The 18044-nt window shown below is 67.2% G+C and carries 17 protein-coding genes; 8 read left to right on the top strand and 9 right to left on the bottom strand.

Going from position 1 to position 18044, the window contains the following annotated elements; translation table 11 throughout:
- Positions 1-4: 4 nt before the first annotated feature.
- A complete protein-coding gene (locus ACAM42_RS12190; RefSeq protein ID WP_369632164.1) occupies positions 5-1417 on the bottom strand; it encodes a sodium:proton antiporter in 1413 nt (470 codons plus the stop codon).
- A gap of 36 nt (positions 1418-1453) precedes the next feature.
- Complete coding sequence (gene pncB, locus ACAM42_RS12185) at positions 1454-2674, bottom strand: nicotinate phosphoribosyltransferase (protein ID WP_070059637.1); 1221 nt, start codon at positions 2672-2674, stop codon at positions 1454-1456.
- A 185-nt stretch (positions 2675-2859) separates the two neighbouring features.
- Between pncB and ACAM42_RS12180 the strand changes: the two genes are divergently transcribed.
- Together ACAM42_RS12180 and ACAM42_RS12175 are read left to right on the top strand one after the other, a co-directional pair.
- Positions 2860-3093, top strand: coding sequence for a CsbD family protein (locus ACAM42_RS12180; RefSeq protein WP_095950977.1), 234 nt, complete (start codon positions 2860-2862; stop codon positions 3091-3093).
- Between the two features lie 50 nt (positions 3094-3143).
- Positions 3144-3554: a hypothetical protein gene (locus tag ACAM42_RS12175; RefSeq protein ID WP_095950978.1), complete on the top strand. Its 411-nt coding sequence runs from the start codon at positions 3144-3146 to the stop codon at positions 3552-3554.
- A 57-nt stretch (positions 3555-3611) separates the two neighbouring features.
- Here the strand turns inward: ACAM42_RS12175 and ACAM42_RS12170 are convergent, their stop codons facing one another.
- The gene (locus tag ACAM42_RS12170; RefSeq protein WP_369632163.1) at positions 3612-4064 is read right to left on the bottom strand and encodes an acyl-CoA thioesterase; all 453 of its coding nucleotides are present in this window, start codon (positions 4062-4064) and stop codon (positions 3612-3614) included.
- On the bottom strand, positions 4061-4987 hold the full coding sequence (locus ACAM42_RS12165) for a histone deacetylase (protein ID WP_369632162.1): 927 nt from the start codon (positions 4985-4987) through the stop codon (positions 4061-4063). Before ACAM42_RS12165 ends, ACAM42_RS12170 begins: the two co-directional genes overlap by 4 nt.
- A 184-nt stretch (positions 4988-5171) precedes the next feature.
- Between ACAM42_RS12165 and ACAM42_RS12160 the strand changes: the two genes are divergently transcribed.
- Together ACAM42_RS12160 and ACAM42_RS12155 are read left to right on the top strand one after the other, a co-directional pair.
- Positions 5172-5723 carry a phasin family protein gene (locus ACAM42_RS12160; protein ID WP_062470565.1) on the top strand — a complete coding sequence of 184 codons (552 nt, stop codon included), beginning with the start codon at positions 5172-5174 and terminating at the stop codon, positions 5721-5723.
- A 130-nt stretch (positions 5724-5853) separates the two neighbouring features.
- Positions 5854-6612: a 3-hydroxyacyl-CoA dehydrogenase gene (locus tag ACAM42_RS12155; protein ID WP_056590186.1), complete on the top strand. Its 759-nt coding sequence runs from the start codon at positions 5854-5856 to the stop codon at positions 6610-6612.
- Here the strand turns inward: ACAM42_RS12155 and ACAM42_RS12150 are convergent.
- A complete protein-coding gene (locus ACAM42_RS12150; protein WP_369632161.1) occupies positions 6560-7507 on the bottom strand; it encodes a YihY/virulence factor BrkB family protein in 948 nt (315 codons plus the stop codon). The two genes, ACAM42_RS12155 and ACAM42_RS12150, sit on opposite strands and share 53 nt — an antisense overlap.
- Before the next feature lie 74 nt (positions 7508-7581).
- Here ACAM42_RS12150 and dnaG point away from each other — a divergent pair, with 74 nt between their 5' ends.
- Positions 7582-9609, top strand: a complete 2028-nt coding sequence (gene dnaG, locus ACAM42_RS12145; protein ID WP_369632160.1) for a DNA primase — start codon at positions 7582-7584, stop codon at positions 9607-9609.
- Positions 9610-9790: 181 nt separating this feature from the next.
- Here the strand turns inward: dnaG and ACAM42_RS12140 are convergent, their stop codons facing one another.
- Positions 9791-10072 (bottom strand): hypothetical protein, encoded by a 282-nt coding sequence (locus ACAM42_RS12140; protein WP_369632159.1) that lies wholly within the window; start codon positions 10070-10072, stop codon positions 9791-9793.
- On the opposite strand from ACAM42_RS12140, the gene rpoD reads away from it, so the two are divergent.
- From rpoD to ACAM42_RS12125, 3 genes are all read left to right on the top strand, one after another.
- Positions 10065-12269 (top strand): RNA polymerase sigma factor RpoD, encoded by a 2205-nt coding sequence (rpoD, locus tag ACAM42_RS12135; protein WP_254668039.1) that lies wholly within the window; start codon positions 10065-10067, stop codon positions 12267-12269. The genes ACAM42_RS12140 and rpoD overlap by 8 nt on opposite strands.
- A 104-nt stretch (positions 12270-12373) precedes the next feature.
- Entirely contained in the window at positions 12374-13612 is a 1239-nt protein-coding gene (locus ACAM42_RS12130; RefSeq protein ID WP_354347233.1) for a multidrug effflux MFS transporter, read from the top strand.
- A 12-nt stretch (positions 13613-13624) separates the two neighbouring features.
- The gene (locus tag ACAM42_RS12125) at positions 13625-14752 is read left to right on the top strand and encodes an HPP family protein (protein WP_159272592.1); all 1128 of its coding nucleotides are present in this window, start codon (positions 13625-13627) and stop codon (positions 14750-14752) included.
- A gap of 48 nt (positions 14753-14800) precedes the next feature.
- Here the strand turns inward: ACAM42_RS12125 and ACAM42_RS12120 are convergent, their stop codons facing one another.
- The 3 genes from ACAM42_RS12120 to ACAM42_RS12110 are packed head-to-tail and all read right to left on the bottom strand — an operon-like array spanning position 14801 to position 17988.
- Positions 14801-15805 (bottom strand): Bug family tripartite tricarboxylate transporter substrate binding protein, encoded by a 1005-nt coding sequence (locus ACAM42_RS12120; protein WP_369632158.1) that lies wholly within the window; start codon positions 15803-15805, stop codon positions 14801-14803.
- A 39-nt stretch (positions 15806-15844) separates the two neighbouring features.
- On the bottom strand, positions 15845-17044 hold the full coding sequence (locus tag ACAM42_RS12115; protein ID WP_369632157.1) for a CaiB/BaiF CoA transferase family protein: 1200 nt from the start codon (positions 17042-17044) through the stop codon (positions 15845-15847).
- On the bottom strand, positions 17041-17988 hold the full coding sequence (locus ACAM42_RS12110; protein ID WP_369632156.1) for a hydroxymethylglutaryl-CoA lyase: 948 nt from the start codon (positions 17986-17988) through the stop codon (positions 17041-17043). The genes ACAM42_RS12115 and ACAM42_RS12110 overlap by 4 nt, the downstream gene beginning before the upstream one ends.
- Positions 17989-18044 lie beyond the last annotated feature (56 nt).

The following is an 18044-nucleotide window of genomic DNA, read 5'->3' as shown; positions in this document are numbered from 1 at the left end:
AGGATCAACGGAAGAAGATGAAGGTGCACAGGACGAACAGCGGGACCAGGATCGCCCCCGACCACGCCATGTAGCCGAAGAAGCTGGGCATGCGCACGCCGCGGCTTTCGGCGATGGCCTTGACCATCAGGTTCGGCGCGTTGCCGATGTAGGTGTTGGCGCCCATGAACACGGCGCCGGCCGAGATGGCGGCCAGCGTGCTGGCATAGGTGGTCATGAGCGCCACCGGGTCGCCGCCCGCCGTGTTGAAGAACACGAGGTAGGTCGGCGCGTTGTCCAGGAACGAGCTCAGGATGCCGGTGGCCCAGAAGTACATGGCCGGGTCGGGCTGACCGTCGGCGCGCGTCACGGCCGCCACGATGGCGCCGAACGGGCCCTGTGTGCCGGCCTTGAGCATGGCGATCACCGGGATGATGGTCAGGAAGATGCCGGCGAAGAGCTTGGCCACCTCGGCCATCGGGCCCCACTCGAACTGGTTGTCGGCGTGCACCTTGGGCGCCGTGAGCTTGTACGAGACGATGGCGATCAGCGCCAGCCCCACGTCGCGCACCAGGCCCGGCAGGCCGACCTCGGTGCCGAACACGTCGAACACCACAGGCGATTTCCAGAAGCCGCTCAGCAGCACCAGCGCGACGATGCCGCCCAAGAGCCAGAAGTTGGCCGCACCGTCGAAGCCCAGGCGCGGGGTGTCGGGCGTCGGGTCGACGGGCAGCACGCCGTCCTTGCGGTAGAAGTGGCGGTCGATGGCATAGAACAGCGCCAGCAGCACGGCCAGGATGAAGATCGTCTCGGGCAGGATGTGCTGCGCGGTCCAGAAGAAGCCCACGCCCTTGAGGAAGCCGAGGAACAGCGGCGGATCGCCCAGCGGCGTGAGCGAGCCGCCCGCGTTCGACACGATGAAGATGAAGAACACGATCACGTGCACCTTGCGCTGCCGGTTGTCGTTGGCCCGGATCAGCGGCCGGATCAGCAGCATCGAGGCGCCCGTGGTTCCCATGAAGCTCGCGAGCACCGCGCCGATGGCCAGGATCGCCGTGTTGAGCCCCGGCGTGCCGTGCAGGTTGCCGCGGATGTGGATGCCCCCCGCCACGGTGAACAGCGCCGTGAGCAGGATGATGAACGGGATGTACTCGGCCACCAGCGCATGCACGAGCTGCACGCCCGCCAGCCCCGCGCCGTAGGTCGCGGCAAAGGGCAGCAGGAAGGCCAGCGCCCAGGCGGCGGAAATCTTGCCGTAGTGGTGGTGCCAGAACGCGGGCGTGGCCAGCGGCAGCAGCGCGATGGACAGCAGGATGCCGGCGAACGGCACGCCCCACAGCGGCGAGAGCGCGGCACCGTCGAAATCGGCGGCGAAGGCCAGGGCGGGAAAGAGCATCGGCAGCGCCGCGGCTGCCGTCAGTCGGATCGTTTTCTTCATGGGGGCTGTACCGTACCAGACAGGTCAGTACAGCCTTCAAACGGGGGGTTGTTCGATCTCGAACACCTGGCGCAGGTAGGCCAGGTATTTCTCGTCCTCGCACATGTTCTTGGACGGCGTGTCCGACAGCTTGGCCACCGGCTGGTCGTTGCACTGGATCATCTTGATGACGATCTGCAGCGGCTCGTAGCCCAGGTCGTTGGTGAGGTTGGTACCGATGCCGAAGGCCAGCAGGCAGCGCCCGCGGAACTGCTGGTACAGCTCGATGGTGCGCGGCACCGTGAGGCCGTCGCTGAAGATCAGCGTCTTGGTGAGCGGATCGACCCGGTTCGCGTGGTAGTGCGCCAGCATGCGCTCGCCCCACTGGAACGGGTCACCGCTGTCGTGGCGGGCGCCGTCGAAGAGCTTGCAGAAGTAGAGGTCGAAGTCGCGCAGGAAGGCGCTCATGCCGTACACGTCGGACAGCGCGATGCCCAGGTCGCCACGGTACTCGCGGGCCCAGCTCTCGAAGCCGAAGATCTGGCTGTCGCGCAGCCGCGGACCCAGCGCCTGGCAGGCCTGCAGGTACTCGTGCGCCATGGTGCCCAGCGGGATGAGCCCCAGCTTCATGGCATACAGCACGTTGCTGGTGCCCGCCAGTTGCGGCAGCCGCTCGCCCGCGGGCGACTTGGCCGGCGGCGAGGCCACGGCGCCGAGCCGCTGGGTCAGGGTGCGCAGCACTTCCTCGTGCCAGTCCTTCGAGAAGCGGCGGCGCGTGCCGTAGTCGGCGATCTTGAGGTCGCCCAAGCCGGCTTCCTGCAGCTGGCTGATCTTGAGGTCGAGACGGCGGCGGCCTTCCTCGAAGTCGGGGTTCTTCTGCGTGTTGCGAAAGTAGACCTCGTTCACGATGGCCAGCACCGGGATCTCGAACAGGATGGTGTGCAGCCACGGCCCCTTGATGCGGATCTCGAGCTCGCCCGAGGGCTGGGGGATGACGTTGATGTACTTCTCGTTGAGCCGGAACAGGCCCAGGAAGTCGACGAAGTCGCTCTTGATGAAGCGCATCGAGCGCAGGTAGGCGAGCTCGGCGTCGCGGAACTGCAGCGAGCACAGGCTGCGGATCTCGTCGCGGATCTGTCCCGCGAACTGCGCGAGGTTGACGCCCGGGTTGCGGCACTTGAAGCGGTACTCGACCCGCGCCCCCGGAAAGTGGTGCAGGACCACCTGCATCATCGTGAACTTGTAGAGGTCGGTGTCGAGCAGGCTGTGAATGATCATGGTGCGGTGCGCGGTGTCTCGGGTCTCTGTCGTCGGCGTCCGTTCCATTATCACGGCCTGCGTCGGCCTGTGCCTACGAGTGCCGGCCTGCACGTCCTACCGGCAGGGGGAATCACTCACGCGACATTGATTTCACGGCGGCGGCATGTTCCGCCGGGTCATCACTCTTTCTCAAGGAGATTCGCATGAACAAGGACACCATCGAAGGCAACTGGAAGCAGCTCAAGGGCAAGATCAAGGAGCAGTGGGGCAAGCTGACCGACGACGACTTCGACGTCATCGCCGGCAAGCGCGACCAGCTGCTGGGCCGCATCCAGGAACGCCACGGCATCAGCCGCGACGAAGCCGAGAAGCAGGTCAAGGACTGGGAATCTCGCGACGGCCGCTCGCCGGACGCGCTCTGGTTCGAGAAGAACTGAGAAAGACACCGGCCATCCGGCCCTGCCACCCACCGCAAAGGACACACACCATGAAAAAACAACACCTCGTCATGCTCGCCCTCGCCTCCACCTTCTTCGTCGCCGGCCAGGCCGGGGCGATGACCAAGGACGAGTACAAGGTCGCCAAGGAAAAGGTCGAGGCCGACTACAAGGTCGCCAAGGCTCAGTGCGACACGATGAAGGACAACGCCAAGGACGTCTGCCAGAAGGAAGCCAAGGGCAAGGAAGAAGTGGCCAAGGCCGAGCTGGAGCAGCAGTACCAGCCGAGCGACAGCCATGCCCGCAAGGTGGCCGAAGAAAAGGTGAAGGCGGCCTATGAAGTCGCGAAGGAAAAGTGCGACGACCAGAATGGCGCAGCCAAGGACGCTTGCGTGAAGCAGGCCAAGGCTGATGAAGCTCAGGGCAAGGCCGACATCAAGGCCATGAAGAAGACGATGTAAGCGGGGCTGCGCCCCCACTCACGGACGGCGCCTGCGGGCGCCGTTTTTCATGGGCGCTCAGGCGCGCAGCGAATCGACCACTTGCTGCAGCGCCTCGGGCAACTGCACCGGCCGCTGCGTCCCGCGGTCGACGTACACATGCACGAAGTGCCCCTGCGCCGCGGCGGTGTCGGCGCCCTCGGCGAACAGCGCGATCTCGTAGCGCACGCTCGAGCGGCCCGCCTGCGCCACGCGGATGCCCGCCTCCACCGTCTGCGGAAAGGCAACCGGCGCGAAGTAGTTGCACTGCGTCTCGACCACGAAGCCGATGGTCTGGCCGCCGTGGATATCGAGCGCGCCGCGCTCGATGAGCAGCGCGTTCACCGCGGTGTCGAACCAGCTGTAGTAGACGACGTTGTTGACGTGGCCGTACATGTCGTTGTCGGCCCAGCGCGTCGGGATGCTGCGAAACGCGCGGTAGGCGCTGCGGGTGTGGGGCGTGGGCTTGGGGGTGGGGGGCGGGGCGCTCATCGCGCGGCATTTTGCCAGCGGCGCCAGTAATCGAGCGCCACCCGGAAGGTGCCCAGCTGCACCTGCACCGTCTCGGCGATGTCGCTGGCGTAGCCGCCGGCCATCGCGAAGGCCGTCGGGATGCGGCGCTGCCAGGTCCAGTCGAACACGCGGCGGTCGCGCGCCTCCAGCCCGTCGAAGCTCAGCTTGAGGCGGCCCAGCCGGTCGCGCTCGAAGGGGTCGGCGCCGGCCAGGTAGATCACGAGGCCGGGCGAGAAGCGGCGGTCGAGCTCGTCGAGCGCGTGCTCCAGCGCCGCCAGGTAGTCGGTGTCGCCGCAGCCGTCGGGCAGCTCCACGTCGAGGTCGCTCGCCTCCTTGCGGAACGGGAAGTTCTTCTGGCCGTGCACCGACAGCGTGAACACGCTCGGGTCGCCCTGGAAGATGCGGGCGGTGCCGTTGCCCTGGTGCACGTCGAGGTCGATCATGGCCACCCTGAGCAGCCGCCCGGCACGGGCCTGCTCGACCTGCATCAGCCGGGCCGCCACCGCCGCGTCGTTGAAGACGCAGAAACCGCTGCCCTTGTCGGCGTAGGCGTGGTGCGTGCCGCCCGCCATGTTGGCCGACACGCCGCCCGCGAAGGCGGCCCGGCAGGCGGCGATGGTGGCGCCGGTGGAGCGGCGCGAGCGCTCGACCATCGCCTCGCTCCACGGAAAGCCGATCTCGCGCATGGCCTGCGGGCTCACGCGGCCTTCGCTGACGGCGGCGATCCATTCGGGGGTGTGGGCCAGCGCCAACTCGTCATCGGTGGCGCGCGGGGCCGGGTCCATCTCGACGGCCGGCAGCTGCTCCTGCAGGCGATCGCGCAGCATCGCGTAGCGCGACATGGGAAAGCGGTGGCCCGGCGGCAGGGGCAGGACGAACTGCCCGGAATAGAAAGCACGCATGGCCGCATTCTGGCCGCGCAGGCCGGATTTAGAAGGCCGCTTCTAAATTGCTGCAGAGCAGCAAAAACCACTTGATCGCTGCGTTCAGCTGCCTATACTTCAGGCCATGCTGCACCGCAACATGAACGACGAGGCGCAGCGCAACGTGAATCGACCACCCCATCATCCTTTCTGGAGATCTCAAATGGCCCTGACCGCTGACCAAATCCTCGCCGCTCAAAAAGCAAACCTCGAAACCCTGTTCGGCCTGACCACCAAGGCCTTCGAAGGCGTCGAAAAGCTGGTCGAACTGAACGTGACCGCTTCCAAGGCCGCCCTGACCGAAGCCCAGAGCACCGCCCAGGCTGCCCTGAGCGTCAAGGACGCCCAAGAGCTGCTGACGCTGCAAGCCAGCCTGTTCCAGCCCCTGGCTGAAAAGACCGCTGCCTACAGCCGTCACCTGTACGACATCGCCCAAGGCACGAGCGCCGAATTCTCGAAGGCTTTCGAAGCCAAGGCCGCTGAAGCCCAGCAAGCCTTCGTCGGCCTCGTCGACAGCGCTTCCAAGAACGCCCCCGCCGGTTCGGAAACCGCCGTCGCCGTGCTCAAGAGCGCCGTGGCCGCCGCCAACAACGCTTTCGAATCGGTCCAGAAGGCCGTCAAGCAAGCGTCGGACGTCGCCGAAGCCAACTTCAACGCCGTGTCGACCCAAGCCGTCGCCGCTGCCAAGACGGCCACCGCTTCGCGCAAGCGCTAAGCACCGACCACCACCAGTTGTCTCCTTGGGTCCTCACGGATCCAATTCAGGGCCTCGTCTCACGACGAGGCCTTTTTTTTCGTCCGGCGGCCGTCTTCGATAATGCGGGTCTCATTTCAGGAGACTCTCAATGCAGATCGACGGCAAAGTTTTTATCGTGACCGGTGGCGCTTCGGGCCTCGGCGAAGGCACGGCGCGCATGCTGGCCGCCAACGGCGCCAAGGTGGTGATCGCCGACATGCAGGCTGACAAGGGCGAAGCCGTCGCCCGCGAAATCGGTGGCGTGTTCGTCAAGTGCGACGTGAGCCAGGAAGCCGACGGCCAGGCCGCGGTGGCCGCCGCGCTCAAGCTGGGCAAGCTGGTCGGCCTCGTGAACTGCGCCGGCATCGCACCGGCCGAAAAGACCGTGGGCAAGAACGGCCCGCACGCACTGGCCGTGTTCAGCAAGACCGTCACGGTCAACCTGATCGGCAGCTTCAACATGATCCGCCTGGCGGCCGACGCCATGGGCAAGAACGAGCCCGAAGCCACCGGCGAACGCGGCGTGCTGATCTCGACCGCCTCGGTCGCGGCCTACGACGGCCAGATCGGCCAGGCCGCCTACAGCGCCTCGAAGGGCGGCGTGGTCGGCATGACCCTGCCCATCGCCCGCGACCTCGCGCGCAGCGGCATCCGCAACATGACCATCGCCCCCGGCATCTTCGGCACGCCCATGCTGTTCGGCATGCCGCAGGAAGTGCAGGACGCACTGGCCGCCAGCGTGCCCTTCCCCTCGCGCCTGGGCACGCCCGAGGACTACGCCAAGCTGGCCAAGCACATCATCGAGAACGACATGCTCAACGGCGAGGTGATTCGTCTGGACGGAGCGATTCGATTGGCCCCTCGCTGATCTCGGACGCCGGTGGCTTCGTGCTGCCGGTGCGGTCCAGGCGTTCGTAATTCGCGATCACCTGGGCCCCGAGCAGCACCAGCATGGCGGCGATTTCCAGGCTCAGCAGCACCACGATCGCCGTGGTGAGCGAGCCGTAGACGATGTTCACCTGCGACAGCGTCGAGAAATACCAGATCAGCACGCGCCGCGTGGCCTCCCACAAGAGCGCTGCGGTCACGCCGCCGAGTAGCGCATGCCGCAGCGACATGCGCCCCGCCGGCATCACGAGGTAGAGCGAGGTCAGCATGAAGATCTCGCCGCCCAGCCCCAGCAGGTACAGCAGCAGGCCCGAAATGCCCGACAGCGACCAGCTGCGCCCCAGCAGGTCGACGCTTTCCTGTCCCACCAGCTGCAGCGCCCCCGACACCAGCGTGACCAGCAGCAGCCCCGCGCACAGGCTCAGGATGTAGAGGTACGGCATCGCCACCGACACGAGGAAGTGGCGCTTGTGGTCGTCCTTGCGGTGGTGAAAGATCACCGCCATCGCGCTCTCGAGCACGCTGAACGCCAGCGAGCTGAAGAAGATCATCGTCACCAGCAGCACCGGCCCGAGCACCGAGCGGTGGTCCAGGAAGCTCGACAGCTCCGCCACGATCGCTTTCGACTGCCCCGGCAGCAGCCATTCGAGGTAGCGCCCGATGGTGCGCAGCAGCTCGCCCTGGTCGATCACGTGCGACAGCGCCATCACGCTCACGATCAGCAGCGGCACGATGGACAGCAGCGCGTAGTACGCCACCGCCCCCGCCAGCAGCAGGCCCTGGTTGGCGCGAAAGTCCTTGAGCGCGCCCCAGACGAAGCGCAGCGGATGGCGCAGCAGCGGCGCGGCGTGTTGCAAAGGCAGTGGCGTCTTCATGCGTGATGTGGATTTGCGGCGGGGTTCAGTATGCCGCCCGTGCGCTTGCGTATGATTTGCCGCTCCCCGCAGCCATGACCATCCCCGCTTCATTCATCCAGGAACTCATCGCGCGCGCCGATGTGGTCGAAATCGTCGGCCGCTACGTCCAGCTCAAGAAGGCCGGCGCCAATTTCATGGGGCTGTGCCCCTTCCACGGCGAGAAGTCGCCCTCGTTCTCGGTCAGCCCGACCAAGCAGTTCTATCACTGCTTCGGTTGCGGCGTGCACGGCAACGCCATCGGCTTCCTCATGGAGCATGCGGGCATGGGCTTCGTCGAGGCCGTGCACGACCTGGCCGGCCAGTACGGCCTGCAGGTGCCCGAGGACGACGTCTCGCCGGCCGAGCGCGCCCGCGCCGCCAGCCAGCGCCAGAAGCAGGCCACGCTGACCGACGTGCTCGAAAAGGCCGGCGACGCCTACCGCAAGGCGCTGCGCCAGGCGCCCGGCGCCATCGACTACCTCAAGGGCCGCGGCGTGTCGGGCGAGATCGCCAAGCAGTTCGGCATCGGTTATGCGCCGGCTGGCTGGCGCGCGCTGGCCAGCGTGTTCCCCGACTACGACGATCCGCTGCTCGCCGAGAGCGGGCTGGTGATCGTCAACAACGAGGAAGGCAAGCTCAGCGACGAGGAAGCCAAGCGCTATGACCGCTTCCGCGACCGCGTGATGTTCCCGATCCGCAACGTCAAGGGCGAGTGCATCGGCTTCGGCGGGCGCGTGCTCGGCGACGAAAAGCCCAAGTACCTGAACTCGCCCGAGACGCCCGTCTTCAGCAAGGGCCGCGAGCTCTACGGCCTGTACGAGGCGCGCGCCGCCTTCCGCGACCGCGGCTACGCGCTCGTCACCGAGGGCTACATGGACGTGGTGGCGCTGGCCCAGCTCGGTTTTCCGAACGCGGTGGCCACGCTGGGCACGGCCTGCACCACCGAGCATGTGCAGAAGCTCTTCCGCTTCACCGAATCGGTGGTGTTCAGCTTCGACGGCGACGCCGCCGGCCGCCGCGCCGCGCGCAAGGCGCTCGACGGCGCCCTGCCCTACGCCACCGACACGCGCAGCATCAAGTTCCTGTTCCTGCCGGCCGAGCACGACCCCGACAGCTACATCCGCGCGCACGGCGCCGAGGCCTTCGCGGGCTTCGTGGCGGAGGCCACGCCGCTGTCGCGCTTCATGCTCGAGGCCGCCCGCGAAGGCTGCGACCTGAGCTCCGCCGAAGGCCGCGCCCACATGACCAGCAACGTGCGCCCGCTCTGGAGCGCGATGCCCGACGGCGCGCTCAAGCGACAGCTGCTCAGCGAGATCGCCACGCTGGTCCAGCTCGACGCCGCGGCGCTGTCCGACCTGTGGGCCACCGCCGCGCCCGGCCCGCGCAAGGGCGCCGGTGCGCCGTCCCAGGCGCCGCAGCGCCACAGCGAGCCCGACAACTACGGCAACGACTCCGGTGACTACTACCCGGACCTGCCGCCAACGCCGGACTACGAGCCCCCGCGCTACGAAAACGAGAGCAAGCCCAAGTTCCAGCCGCGCAAGTTCACCAAGGGCAAGCGCTGGGGTGGCAAGTTCGAGGAGCCCATCGAGCCGCTGCGCGGGCGCGGCAAGCCGCCGAGCCGGCCCGACGTGGCGGTGCGGCTGGTGCTGTCGAACATGGCGCAGTGGGAGGCGCTGTCGCACGAGTTGCACGTGATGCTGTGCGACCTGCCGGGCGAACACGGCGCCCTCTTCACCTGGCTGGACAGCCAGCTGCACGAGCATGGCGTACAGCCCTGGGCGGCGTTGCGCGAAGGCCTGCGCGGGCTCGATTTCGCGCCGCTGGCCGAGCGCCTCATGAGCGTTTCCGAGGCCGGGCCGGTGCCCGAGGGCGAGGAAGAACAACACCTGGCCGAGGCCGCCAAGGAGCTGGGGAGCGTGCTCGACTTCATGCTCGACGACCGGCTCAAGGCCCAGCAGAGCGAGGCCATCGCTTCGGTTGGAAAAGACCCGAAAGCCCTGGAACGCTACAAGGCATTGGAAGCGCGCCGGCTCGAATTGCGAGACCGCATTCGCGCATCGGGGACAGATACTGCTTGAAATTTGCGCAACAGGCTATAATGTAGGGCTTCGCAACTGGCGAAATTAGGCAAGAGCGACAGCAGCACCTCCGGGCCGACCCCTAGCGCAACGCACTCCAACGGTAAATTCCGGCGGAAAGGGTCAATAACCGCAAGGACTGCACACCAAATGTTCGCCCGACATCTTGCCTGGTGAGGAATTAATTCCTCGTTTCCCAATTGTTTTGTCCGTGCCTGTGCACGGGCATGGTGGTGCTGTCCGCGTGGCAGCGCGCCTGTGATCCCGCTTGTCTTTTCTTGTCGTAACGAGGTCGTATGCCCAGTTCAAAGAAGCCTGCTCCTTCACTTGCCAAAAGCGCCAAAAGCGTCGCCACCAAGCCCGCAGCAGAGAAACCGCTGAAAGCCGGTGCCAAACCGGCAACCAAGACGGCTGCCGCCGCGTCCAAAACGGCAGCCGCAACGAAAGTGAAAACCGTGCCCACGAAATCGACCTCTCTCGACGATCCAAAAAAAGCCGCGGCCACTGCCACGGCTGCCCCCGCCGCCAAGAAAGTTGGCCGTCCGCCCAAGGCCGCCGGCGCTGCCGCAGCGCCCGCCACCGGCGCCAAGCGCGGGCGCAAGCCCAAGGCCGCCAAGGAAGCCGGCGAGAGCGACATCGACCTGTCGGACATCGAGGAAGACCTGGCCGGTGACGAGCCCGCGGCCGTCGCGACCACCGAAGAGAAGGTCAAGCCGCTGCGCATGAAGATCAGCAAGGCGAAGGAACGCGCCTTGATGAAGGAGTTCGGCCTCGACGAGACCGTGCTCTCCGAAGAAGACCTGGCCAAGCGCCGCTCGCGCCTGAAGACCCTGATCACGCTGGGCAAGACCCGCGGCTACCTCACGCACGGCGAAATCTCCGACCACCTGCCCGACAAGCTGGTCGACGCCGAGACCATGGAAGTCGTGGTCACCATGCTCAACGACATGGGCGTGGCGGTGTACGAGCAGACGCCCGACGCCGAGACCCTGCTGCTGAACAACACCGCGCCCACCGCCACCACGGTGGAAGAAGCCGAGGAAGAAGCCGAAGCGGCCCTGTCCACGGTGGACAGTGAATTCGGCCGCACCACCGACCCCGTTCGCATGTACATGCGCGAAATGGGCACGGTCGAGCTGCTGACGCGCGAAGGCGAAATCGAAATCGCCAAGCGCATCGAAGGCGGCCTGATGGCCATGATGGAAGCCATTTCGGCCTCCCCCGCCACCATCGCCGCGATCCTCGAAATGGCCGCGACGATCCGTGAAGGCAAGGTCGTCATCTCGACCATCGTGGACGGATTCTCGAACCCCAACGAGGCCGACGACTACGTGGCCGAAGAAGACTTCGACGAATTCGACGAAGAAGACGACGACGACGGCAAGGGCGGCTCCAAGGCCCTGACCAAGAAGCTCGAAGAACTCAAGAACGAAGCCCTCTCGCGCTTCGACCGCATCGCCGAGATGTTCGAGAAGATCCACAAGATCTACGAGAAGGAAGGCTACGGCACGCCCGCGTACACCAAGGCCCAGCAGGCCGTGTCCGACGAGCTGATGACCATCCGCTTCACGGCCAAGACCATCGAGAAGCTGTGCGACCTGGTGCGCACGCAGGTGGACGACGTGCGCAAGAAGGAACGCGAACTGCGTCGCATCATCGTGGACAAGTGCGGCTTCCCGCAGGACGAGTTCATCCGCGACTTCAGCGGCTTCGACAAGAACGGCAACCGCATCGCCTCCAACCTGCTGAACCTCAAGTGGGTCGAGAAGCAGGCCGCGGCCGGCAAGCCCTGGAGCGCCGTGCTCGCGCGCAACATCCCGCCGGTGCAGGAACTGCAGCAAAAGCTCACCGACATCCAGTCGCGCGTGGTGGTGCCGCTGACCGAGCTCAAGGACATCAACAAGCGCATGAACGAGGGCGAATCGTCCTCGCGCGATGCCAAGAAGGAAATGATCGAGGCCAACCTGCGCCTCGTGATCTCCATCGCCAAGAAGTACACCAACCGCGGCCTGCAGTTCCTGGACCTGATCCAGGAAGGCAACATCGGCCTGATGAAGGCGGTCGACAAGTTCGAATACCGCCGCGGCTACAAGTTCTCGACCTACGCCACGTGGTGGATCCGCCAGGCCATCACCCGCTCGATCGCCGACCAGGCGCGCACCATCCGCATCCCGGTGCACATGATCGAGACGATCAACAAGATGAACCGCATCTCGCGCCAGCACTTGCAGGAGTTCGGCTTCGAGCCCGACGCCGGCATCCTGGCCGCCAAGATGGAGATCCCGGAAGACAAGATCCGCAAGATCATGAAGATCGCAAAGGAGCCGATCTCGATGGAAACCCCCATCGGCGACGACGACGATTCGCACCTGGGCGACTTCATCGAGGACAGCAGCAACACGGCCCCCATCGAGGCCGCCATGCAAGCGGGTCTTCGCGACGTGGTCAAGGACATCCTCGACTCCCTCACGCCGCGCGAAGCCAAGGTGCTGCGCATGCGCTTCGGCATCGAGATGTCCACCGACCACACGCTGGAAGAAGTCGGCAAGCAGTTCGACGTGACCCGCGAACGCATCCGCCAGATCGAAGCCAAGGCGCTGCGCAAGCTGAAGCACCCGTCGCGTTCCGACAAGCTGCGCAGCTTCATCGACACCCTGTAATCCAGGTTCGCTGAAGCCCAGGCGCCCGCCTTGCCCCTCACCCGGGCGGCGGGCGTTCTCGTTTTTCCACCGACACACTACAAGTACAACGGAGCCGCCTTTCCATGAATCCCGACGCAGACAAACTCTGGCAGGCCCCGCGCTGGGCGCTTGCCGTGCTGCTCGCCGTGCTGGGCATGCTCGGGCCCTTCTCCATCGACACCTACATCCCGGCCTTCTCGGGCATCGCGAAATCGATCGGCGCGACGCCGGCCGAGATGCAGCAGACGCTGTCGGCCTACCTGTTCGGCTTTGCCTTCATGAACCTGTTCCACGGCGCGCTGTCGGACAGCTTCGGCCGCCGGCCCGTGGTGCTGTGGGGGCTGGCGGTGTTCACGCTGGCCTCGCTGGGCTGCGCGCTGTCGCAGAACATCACGCAGCTGGTGCTGTTCCGCGGCCTGCAGGGCCTGTCGACCGGCGCCGGCATCGTGGTGTCGCGCGCCGTCATCCGCGACATGTTCCCGCCGGCCGAGGCGCAGCGGGTCATGAGCCAGGTCACGATCTACTTCGGCGTGGCGCCGGCCATCGCGCCCATCGTGGGCGGCTTCCTGTTCGTGCACGCGGGCTGGCACTCGATCTTCTGGTTCCTCGTGGCCGTGGGCGTGGCGCTGTTCGTCGCCAACTACAAGCTGCTGCCCGAGACGCTGCACAAGGACCACCGCCAGCCCTTCCAGGTGCGCCACCTGATGCGCGGCTACCGCGACCTGTGCTCCGACCCGCGCTTTCTGCTGCTGGCCTTCGCGAGCGGCGTGCCCTTCAACGGCATGTTCCTCTACGTGCTGGCCGCGCCTGCGTTCCTGGGCGACCACCTGGCGCTGCAGCCGCAGCAGTTCTTCTGGTTCTTCCTGCTGACCATCGGCGGCATCATGCTCGGCGCCCGTGCCAGCGGCCGCATGGCCGGCAAGGTCGCACCCAAGCGGCAGATCCGCGACGGCTTCCTGATCATGATGGTCACCTCGGTGGTCAACGTGGTGGCCAACATCTTCTTCCAGGCACACGTGGCCTGGGCCGTGTGGCCGCTGGCGGTGTTCGCCTTCGGCTGGGCGCTGATGGTGCCGGTGGTCACGCTGCTCGTGCTCGACCTGCACCCCGAGCGCCGCGGCATGGCCTCGTCGTTGCAGGCCGTGATCGGCTCCACCGCCAACGGCGTCGTGGCCGGCGCGGTGGCGCCGCTGGTGATGCACTCCACGCTGGCACTGGCCCTCACCTCTGCGCTGATGCTCACGATCGGGCTGGTCGCCTGGGTCTGGCTGCACCACCGCTGGCCCGACATCGGGCGTCGGGTGGCGCACGAAGAAGCCTGAGGGGGACGGGGGATGCGATTCGCCGCACTGTGGACTTACCTGCGCGCCTGGCTCCCGGGCCCTTCCAACGTCAACGCGCGCGAGCGCCTGCGCGCCGTGGGCGGCGCAGGCATCGGGCTGCTGATCACCGGCCTGCTGTGCCGCTGGCTGGCCGTCCCGCTCGAGCATGCGGTGTGGCTGGTCGCACCGATGGGCGCCACCGCCGTGCTGGTGTTTGCCGTGCCCGCCAGTCCGCTGGCGCAGCCCTGGTCGGTGATCGGCGGCAACACGCTGTCGACGCTGGTGGGCATCGCCTGCGCCAGCTGGATTCCCGACACCGCCGTGGCTGCCGCCGTGGCCGTGGCGCTGGCCATCGGCCTCATGTTCTTCACGCGCTGCCTGCACCCGCCCGGCGGCGCGGCGGCGCTGCTGGCGGTGCTCACGCACACCACCGATTTTTCGGCGGCGCTGTTCCCGGTGCTCGTGAACTCGCTGCTGCTGGTGCTGGCCGGCGTGGCCTACAACACGCTCACGGGGCGGCGCTATCCGCACGTGCAGGTGGCGCGTCCGCCCTCGCCCGACGCGCGCTTCAGCCAGGCCGACATCGACGCCGTGCTGGCGCGCTACAACCAGGTGCTCGACATCAGCCGCGACGACCTCGAGTCGCTCATCCAGCAGACCGAGCTCGAGTCGTACAAGCGCCGCCTGGGCACGCTGCACTGCGCCGACATCATGTCGCGCACGCCGATCTCGGTGGAGTTCGGCACGCCGCTGCAGGAGGCCTGGACGCTGATGCACCAGCACCGCATCAAGGCCCTGCCGGTGACCGACCGCACGCGCCGCGTGGTCGGCATCGTCACGCAGGCCGACTTCTTCCGCCAGCTCGACCTGCAGCACCACGACGGCATCGCCGGCCGGCTGCGCGACCTGATCCGCGCCACGCGCACGGTGATGTCGAACAAGCCCGAGGTGGTCGGCCAGATCATGACGCGCCAGGTGCGCGTGGCCAGCGCCGACCGGCCGGTGGTCGAGCTGGTGCCGCTGTTCTCCGAAGGCGGCCACCACCACATTCCGATCATCGATGAAGAGAAGCGGCTGACGGGGATGATCACGCAGTCGGATTTCGTGCGGGCGCTGTACCGCGCGGTGAGCCCGGCGTAGCGTCCGCACGTCGCCTCCCCCTCTGCCGAAGGGGGAAGGCGCAAGGCTTCACTCCAGCACCACGTTCGCCTTCTTCACCAGCGCCGCGTAGCGCGCGGCCTCGCTGCGGAAATAGCTCGCCGCCTGCTCGGGCGACGTGGGCTTGACGATGTTGCCCTGCTTGTCCATCGCCTCGCGCACCTCGGGCGCGGCAAAGGCGGCCACGATGGCCTCGTGCACGCGCTTGACGTCGGCCGGCTGCATCTTCGGCGGGCCGATCACCGCGAACCAGCCTTCGACCGCGTAGTTCGTCAGCCCCTGCTCCGCGATCGTCGCAATCTCGGGCGCGGCCGGCGAACGCGCCGGGCCGCACAGGCCGATGGCGCGCAGTGCGCCGCTCTTGAGATGTGGCTGCACCGCCGGCAGCGCGACCACGCCCATCTCGACCTGGCCCGCGATCATGTCGGTCACCATCGGCCCGGTGCCCTTGTACGGAATGTGCCGCGCCTTCACGCCGGCCTCGTCCATGAACATCTCGCCCGCAAGGTGGATGATGGTGCCGTTGCCCGACGAGGCGTAGTTGTAGCCCTCGGGTTTCGCGCGCAGCAGCGCCACCAGCTCCTTCACGTTCTTGGCCGGCAGCTTCGGGTTCACGGCCAGCACCAGCGGCGTGGCGCCGACCACGCTGATGGGCGTGATGTCCGCGATGGCGTCGAAGGGCATCTTCTTGAACACGCTCGGGTTGATCACGTGGTTGTTCGACACCATGCCGAGCGTGAAACCGTCGGGCGGCGCCTTGATCACGGCCGAGGTGCCGGTGATGCCGCCGGCGCCCGGCAGGTTCTCGATCACCACCGGCTGGCCCAGCGCCTTGCCGAGCGCGACCGAGGCGGCGCGCGCGATGGCGTCCACGCCCGAGCCCGCGCTGATCGGCAGGATGAAGCGCACGGGCTTGTCGCCGCCCTGCGCGAACACCGGGCGGGCGGCCGACAGCACGACCGCCGACGCCCCCAGGCCGAGCAGCGCGCGGCGGTTGAATGAAGAAGAAGTAGAAGAAAACGGAATCGGGCTCATGGGTCTTGTCTCTCTTTGTCTTTGTCGGTGCTTGAAGGATCAGGCCACGGCCGCTTCGGCATGCAGCGCCTCGACCTGTTCGTGCGCGTAGCCCAGCTCGGCCAGCAGCGCGCGCGTGTGCTCGCCCAGCGTCGGCGGATGCAGGCGCACACCCAGCCGCTCGCCGCCGAGCGTGATCGGGAACAGCGTGGTCTGCGCCATCTCGCCGGCCCGCTCGCCGTCGGGCAGTCGGATGTCGGCAAGGCCGCCGGTGGCCTGCAGGTGCGGATCGGCATACAGGTCTTCGGGCCGCGTGATCGGCGCGAACGGCAGGCCGCGCGCCTCGAAGATCGCCGACAGCTCGGCGGCCGAACGGTCGGCCAGGCGGGTGCGCAACGCGGCCAGCAAGGTCGAGCGCAGGCGCACGCGGTCGTTGTTGGTCTGCAGCGTGGCGTCGGCCTTCAGGTCGTCGAAGCCCAGCGCATCGCAGAAGGTCTTCCATTGCGCGTCGCTCACGGCCGCCAGGAAGATCTGCTCGCCGTCCTTCACGGTGAACACGTCGTACAGCGCCCAGGCCGAGATGCGCTCGGGCATCGGCGCGGCCGCCTGCCCCGTGATGGCGTACTGCAGCATGTGCTGGCCGACGAGGAACACGTTGTTCTCGAACAGCGCCGACTGCACCTCCTGCCCCCGGCCGGTTTCGGCGCGCTGCATCAGTGCGGCGATGGCGCCGATGGCGCCGAACATGCCGCCCATGATGTCGTTCACGCTCGTTCCCGCACGCAGCGGATCGCCGGGGCGCCCCGTCATGTACGCGAGCCCGCCCATCATCTGCACCACCTCGTCGAGCGCGGTGCGATGCTCGTAGGGGCCGGGCAGGAAGCCCGTGTGGTTCACGTACACGAGGCGCGGATTGAGCTTGCCCAGCGCGGCATAGCCCAGGCCGTATTTGTCCATCGTGCCGGGGCGGAAGTTCTGCGCCACCACGTCGGCCGTGGCGCACAGGCGCAGCGCGGCCTCGAGCCCCTGCGGATGGCGCAGGTCGAGCGCGATGCTCTTCTTGTTGCGGTTGAACATCGGGAAGAAGCCCGCACCCGCGCCCAGCAGATGCCGCGTGCGGTCGCCGTCGATGGGCTCGACCTTAATGACCTCGGCGCCCAGGTCGGCCAGCACCATGCCGCAGGTCGGCCCCATGACCATGTGCGTGAACTCGACCACGCGGATGCCCGCGAGCGGCAGGCGTTTGGCTTCGGTGCTCATGCGGCGACGCCTTCCGCCGGTGCAAAGGTCTTCGGAAAGCCCGCGCGCCACACCGTGCCCTGCAGCGTCTCGCCGTCGAGCCAGCCGGCCACGCGCTTCCTCAGATCGAGCAGCTTCGACAGATCGACACCCGTCTGCACGCCCATGCTCTCGAGCATGAAGACGAGGTCTTCGGTGTCGACATTGCCGCTCGCGCCCGGTGCATGCGGACAGCCGCCGATGCCGGCCAGGCAGGCGTCGAAGCGCGTGATGCCAACTTCCAGCGCGGCGTAGACATTGGCCAGGCCCAGCCCGCGCGTGTCGTGGAAATGCCCGCACCACAGGCGGTCGCCCGCGATGCGCAGCGCGCGCTCGAACAGGCTGCGCACCATGGCCGGATCGGCGTAGCCCACCGTGTCGGCCAGGCTCACGCGGTCGGCGCCGGCATCGAGCAGCGCCTGCATCAGGCGCAGCACCTCGTCGGGGTCGACATGGCCCTGCAGCGTGCAACCGAAGGCCGTGCCCACGCCACCGTCGATCAGCGTCTTCGAGCCCGCCGCATCGCGCGCCGCGCGGATGCGGCCGACCTCGGCCACCACCTCGTCGGGCGTCTTGCGCAGGTTGGCCAGGCTGTGCGCGTGGCTGGCCGACAGCGGCACCATCATCAGGTCGGCCTCGCCCGCGATGGCGCGCTCGGCGCCCTTCAGGTTGGGCACCAGCACCGAGGCGAAGAGCCCCGGCAGCGTCTTCGCAAAAGCCAGCAGCTCGGCCGTATCGGCCAGCTGCGGCAGCAGGTGCGCCGGCACGAACGAGCCGACCTCGATCTCGCGCTGGCCGGCCGCGTGCGCGTCGCGGATCCATTCGAGCTTGCGTGCCGTGGGCAGCACGCGGGCGATGCTTTGCAGGCCGTCGCGCAGGCCCACTTCGCGGACGACCGCGCGCGGCGGCAGGAAGGCGTGAATCAAGAGCGTGTCTCCGTCGTGAGGAACTGAATGACGCCGATCGTAGAAGTTCCGATTCG

The sequence above is a fragment of the Variovorax sp. V35 genome, assembly GCF_041154465.1.
Classification (GTDB): Bacteria; Pseudomonadota; Gammaproteobacteria; order Burkholderiales; family Burkholderiaceae_C; genus Variovorax; species Variovorax boronicumulans.
Note: the sequence above shows the minus strand (reverse complement) of the source record. Positions and strands in the feature narration are given on the sequence as shown.

Bases quoted from the DNA above. Each gene is read 5' to 3' on its own strand.
- ACAM42_RS12190 (WP_369632164.1), bottom strand. From the start codon at position 1,417: ATGAAGAAAACGATCCGACTGACGGCAGCCGCGGCGCTGCCGATGCTC.
- pncB (WP_070059637.1), bottom strand. From the start codon at position 2,674: ATGATCATTCACAGCCTGCTCGACACCGACCTCTACAAGTTCACGATG.
- ACAM42_RS12180 (WP_095950977.1), top strand. From the start codon at position 2,860: ATGAACAAGGACACCATCGAAGGCAACTGGAAGCAGCTCAAGGGCAAG.
- ACAM42_RS12175 (WP_095950978.1), top strand. From the start codon at position 3,144: ATGAAAAAACAACACCTCGTCATGCTCGCCCTCGCCTCCACCTTCTTC.
- ACAM42_RS12170 (WP_369632163.1), bottom strand. From the start codon at position 4,064: ATGAGCGCCCCGCCCCCCACCCCCAAGCCCACGCCCCACACCCGCAGC.
- ACAM42_RS12165 (WP_369632162.1), bottom strand. From the start codon at position 4,987: ATGCGTGCTTTCTATTCCGGGCAGTTCGTCCTGCCCCTGCCGCCGGGC.
- ACAM42_RS12160 (WP_062470565.1), top strand. From the start codon at position 5,172: ATGGCCCTGACCGCTGACCAAATCCTCGCCGCTCAAAAAGCAAACCTC.
- ACAM42_RS12155 (WP_056590186.1), top strand. From the start codon at position 5,854: ATGCAGATCGACGGCAAAGTTTTTATCGTGACCGGTGGCGCTTCGGGC.
- ACAM42_RS12150 (WP_369632161.1), bottom strand. From the start codon at position 7,507: ATGAAGACGCCACTGCCTTTGCAACACGCCGCGCCGCTGCTGCGCCAT.
- dnaG (WP_369632160.1), top strand. From the start codon at position 7,582: ATGACCATCCCCGCTTCATTCATCCAGGAACTCATCGCGCGCGCCGAT.
- ACAM42_RS12130 (WP_354347233.1), top strand. From the start codon at position 12,374: ATGAATCCCGACGCAGACAAACTCTGGCAGGCCCCGCGCTGGGCGCTT.
- ACAM42_RS12125 (WP_159272592.1), top strand. From the start codon at position 13,625: ATGCGATTCGCCGCACTGTGGACTTACCTGCGCGCCTGGCTCCCGGGC.
- ACAM42_RS12120 (WP_369632158.1), bottom strand. From the start codon at position 15,805: ATGAGCCCGATTCCGTTTTCTTCTACTTCTTCTTCATTCAACCGCCGC.
- ACAM42_RS12115 (WP_369632157.1), bottom strand. From the start codon at position 17,044: ATGAGCACCGAAGCCAAACGCCTGCCGCTCGCGGGCATCCGCGTGGTC.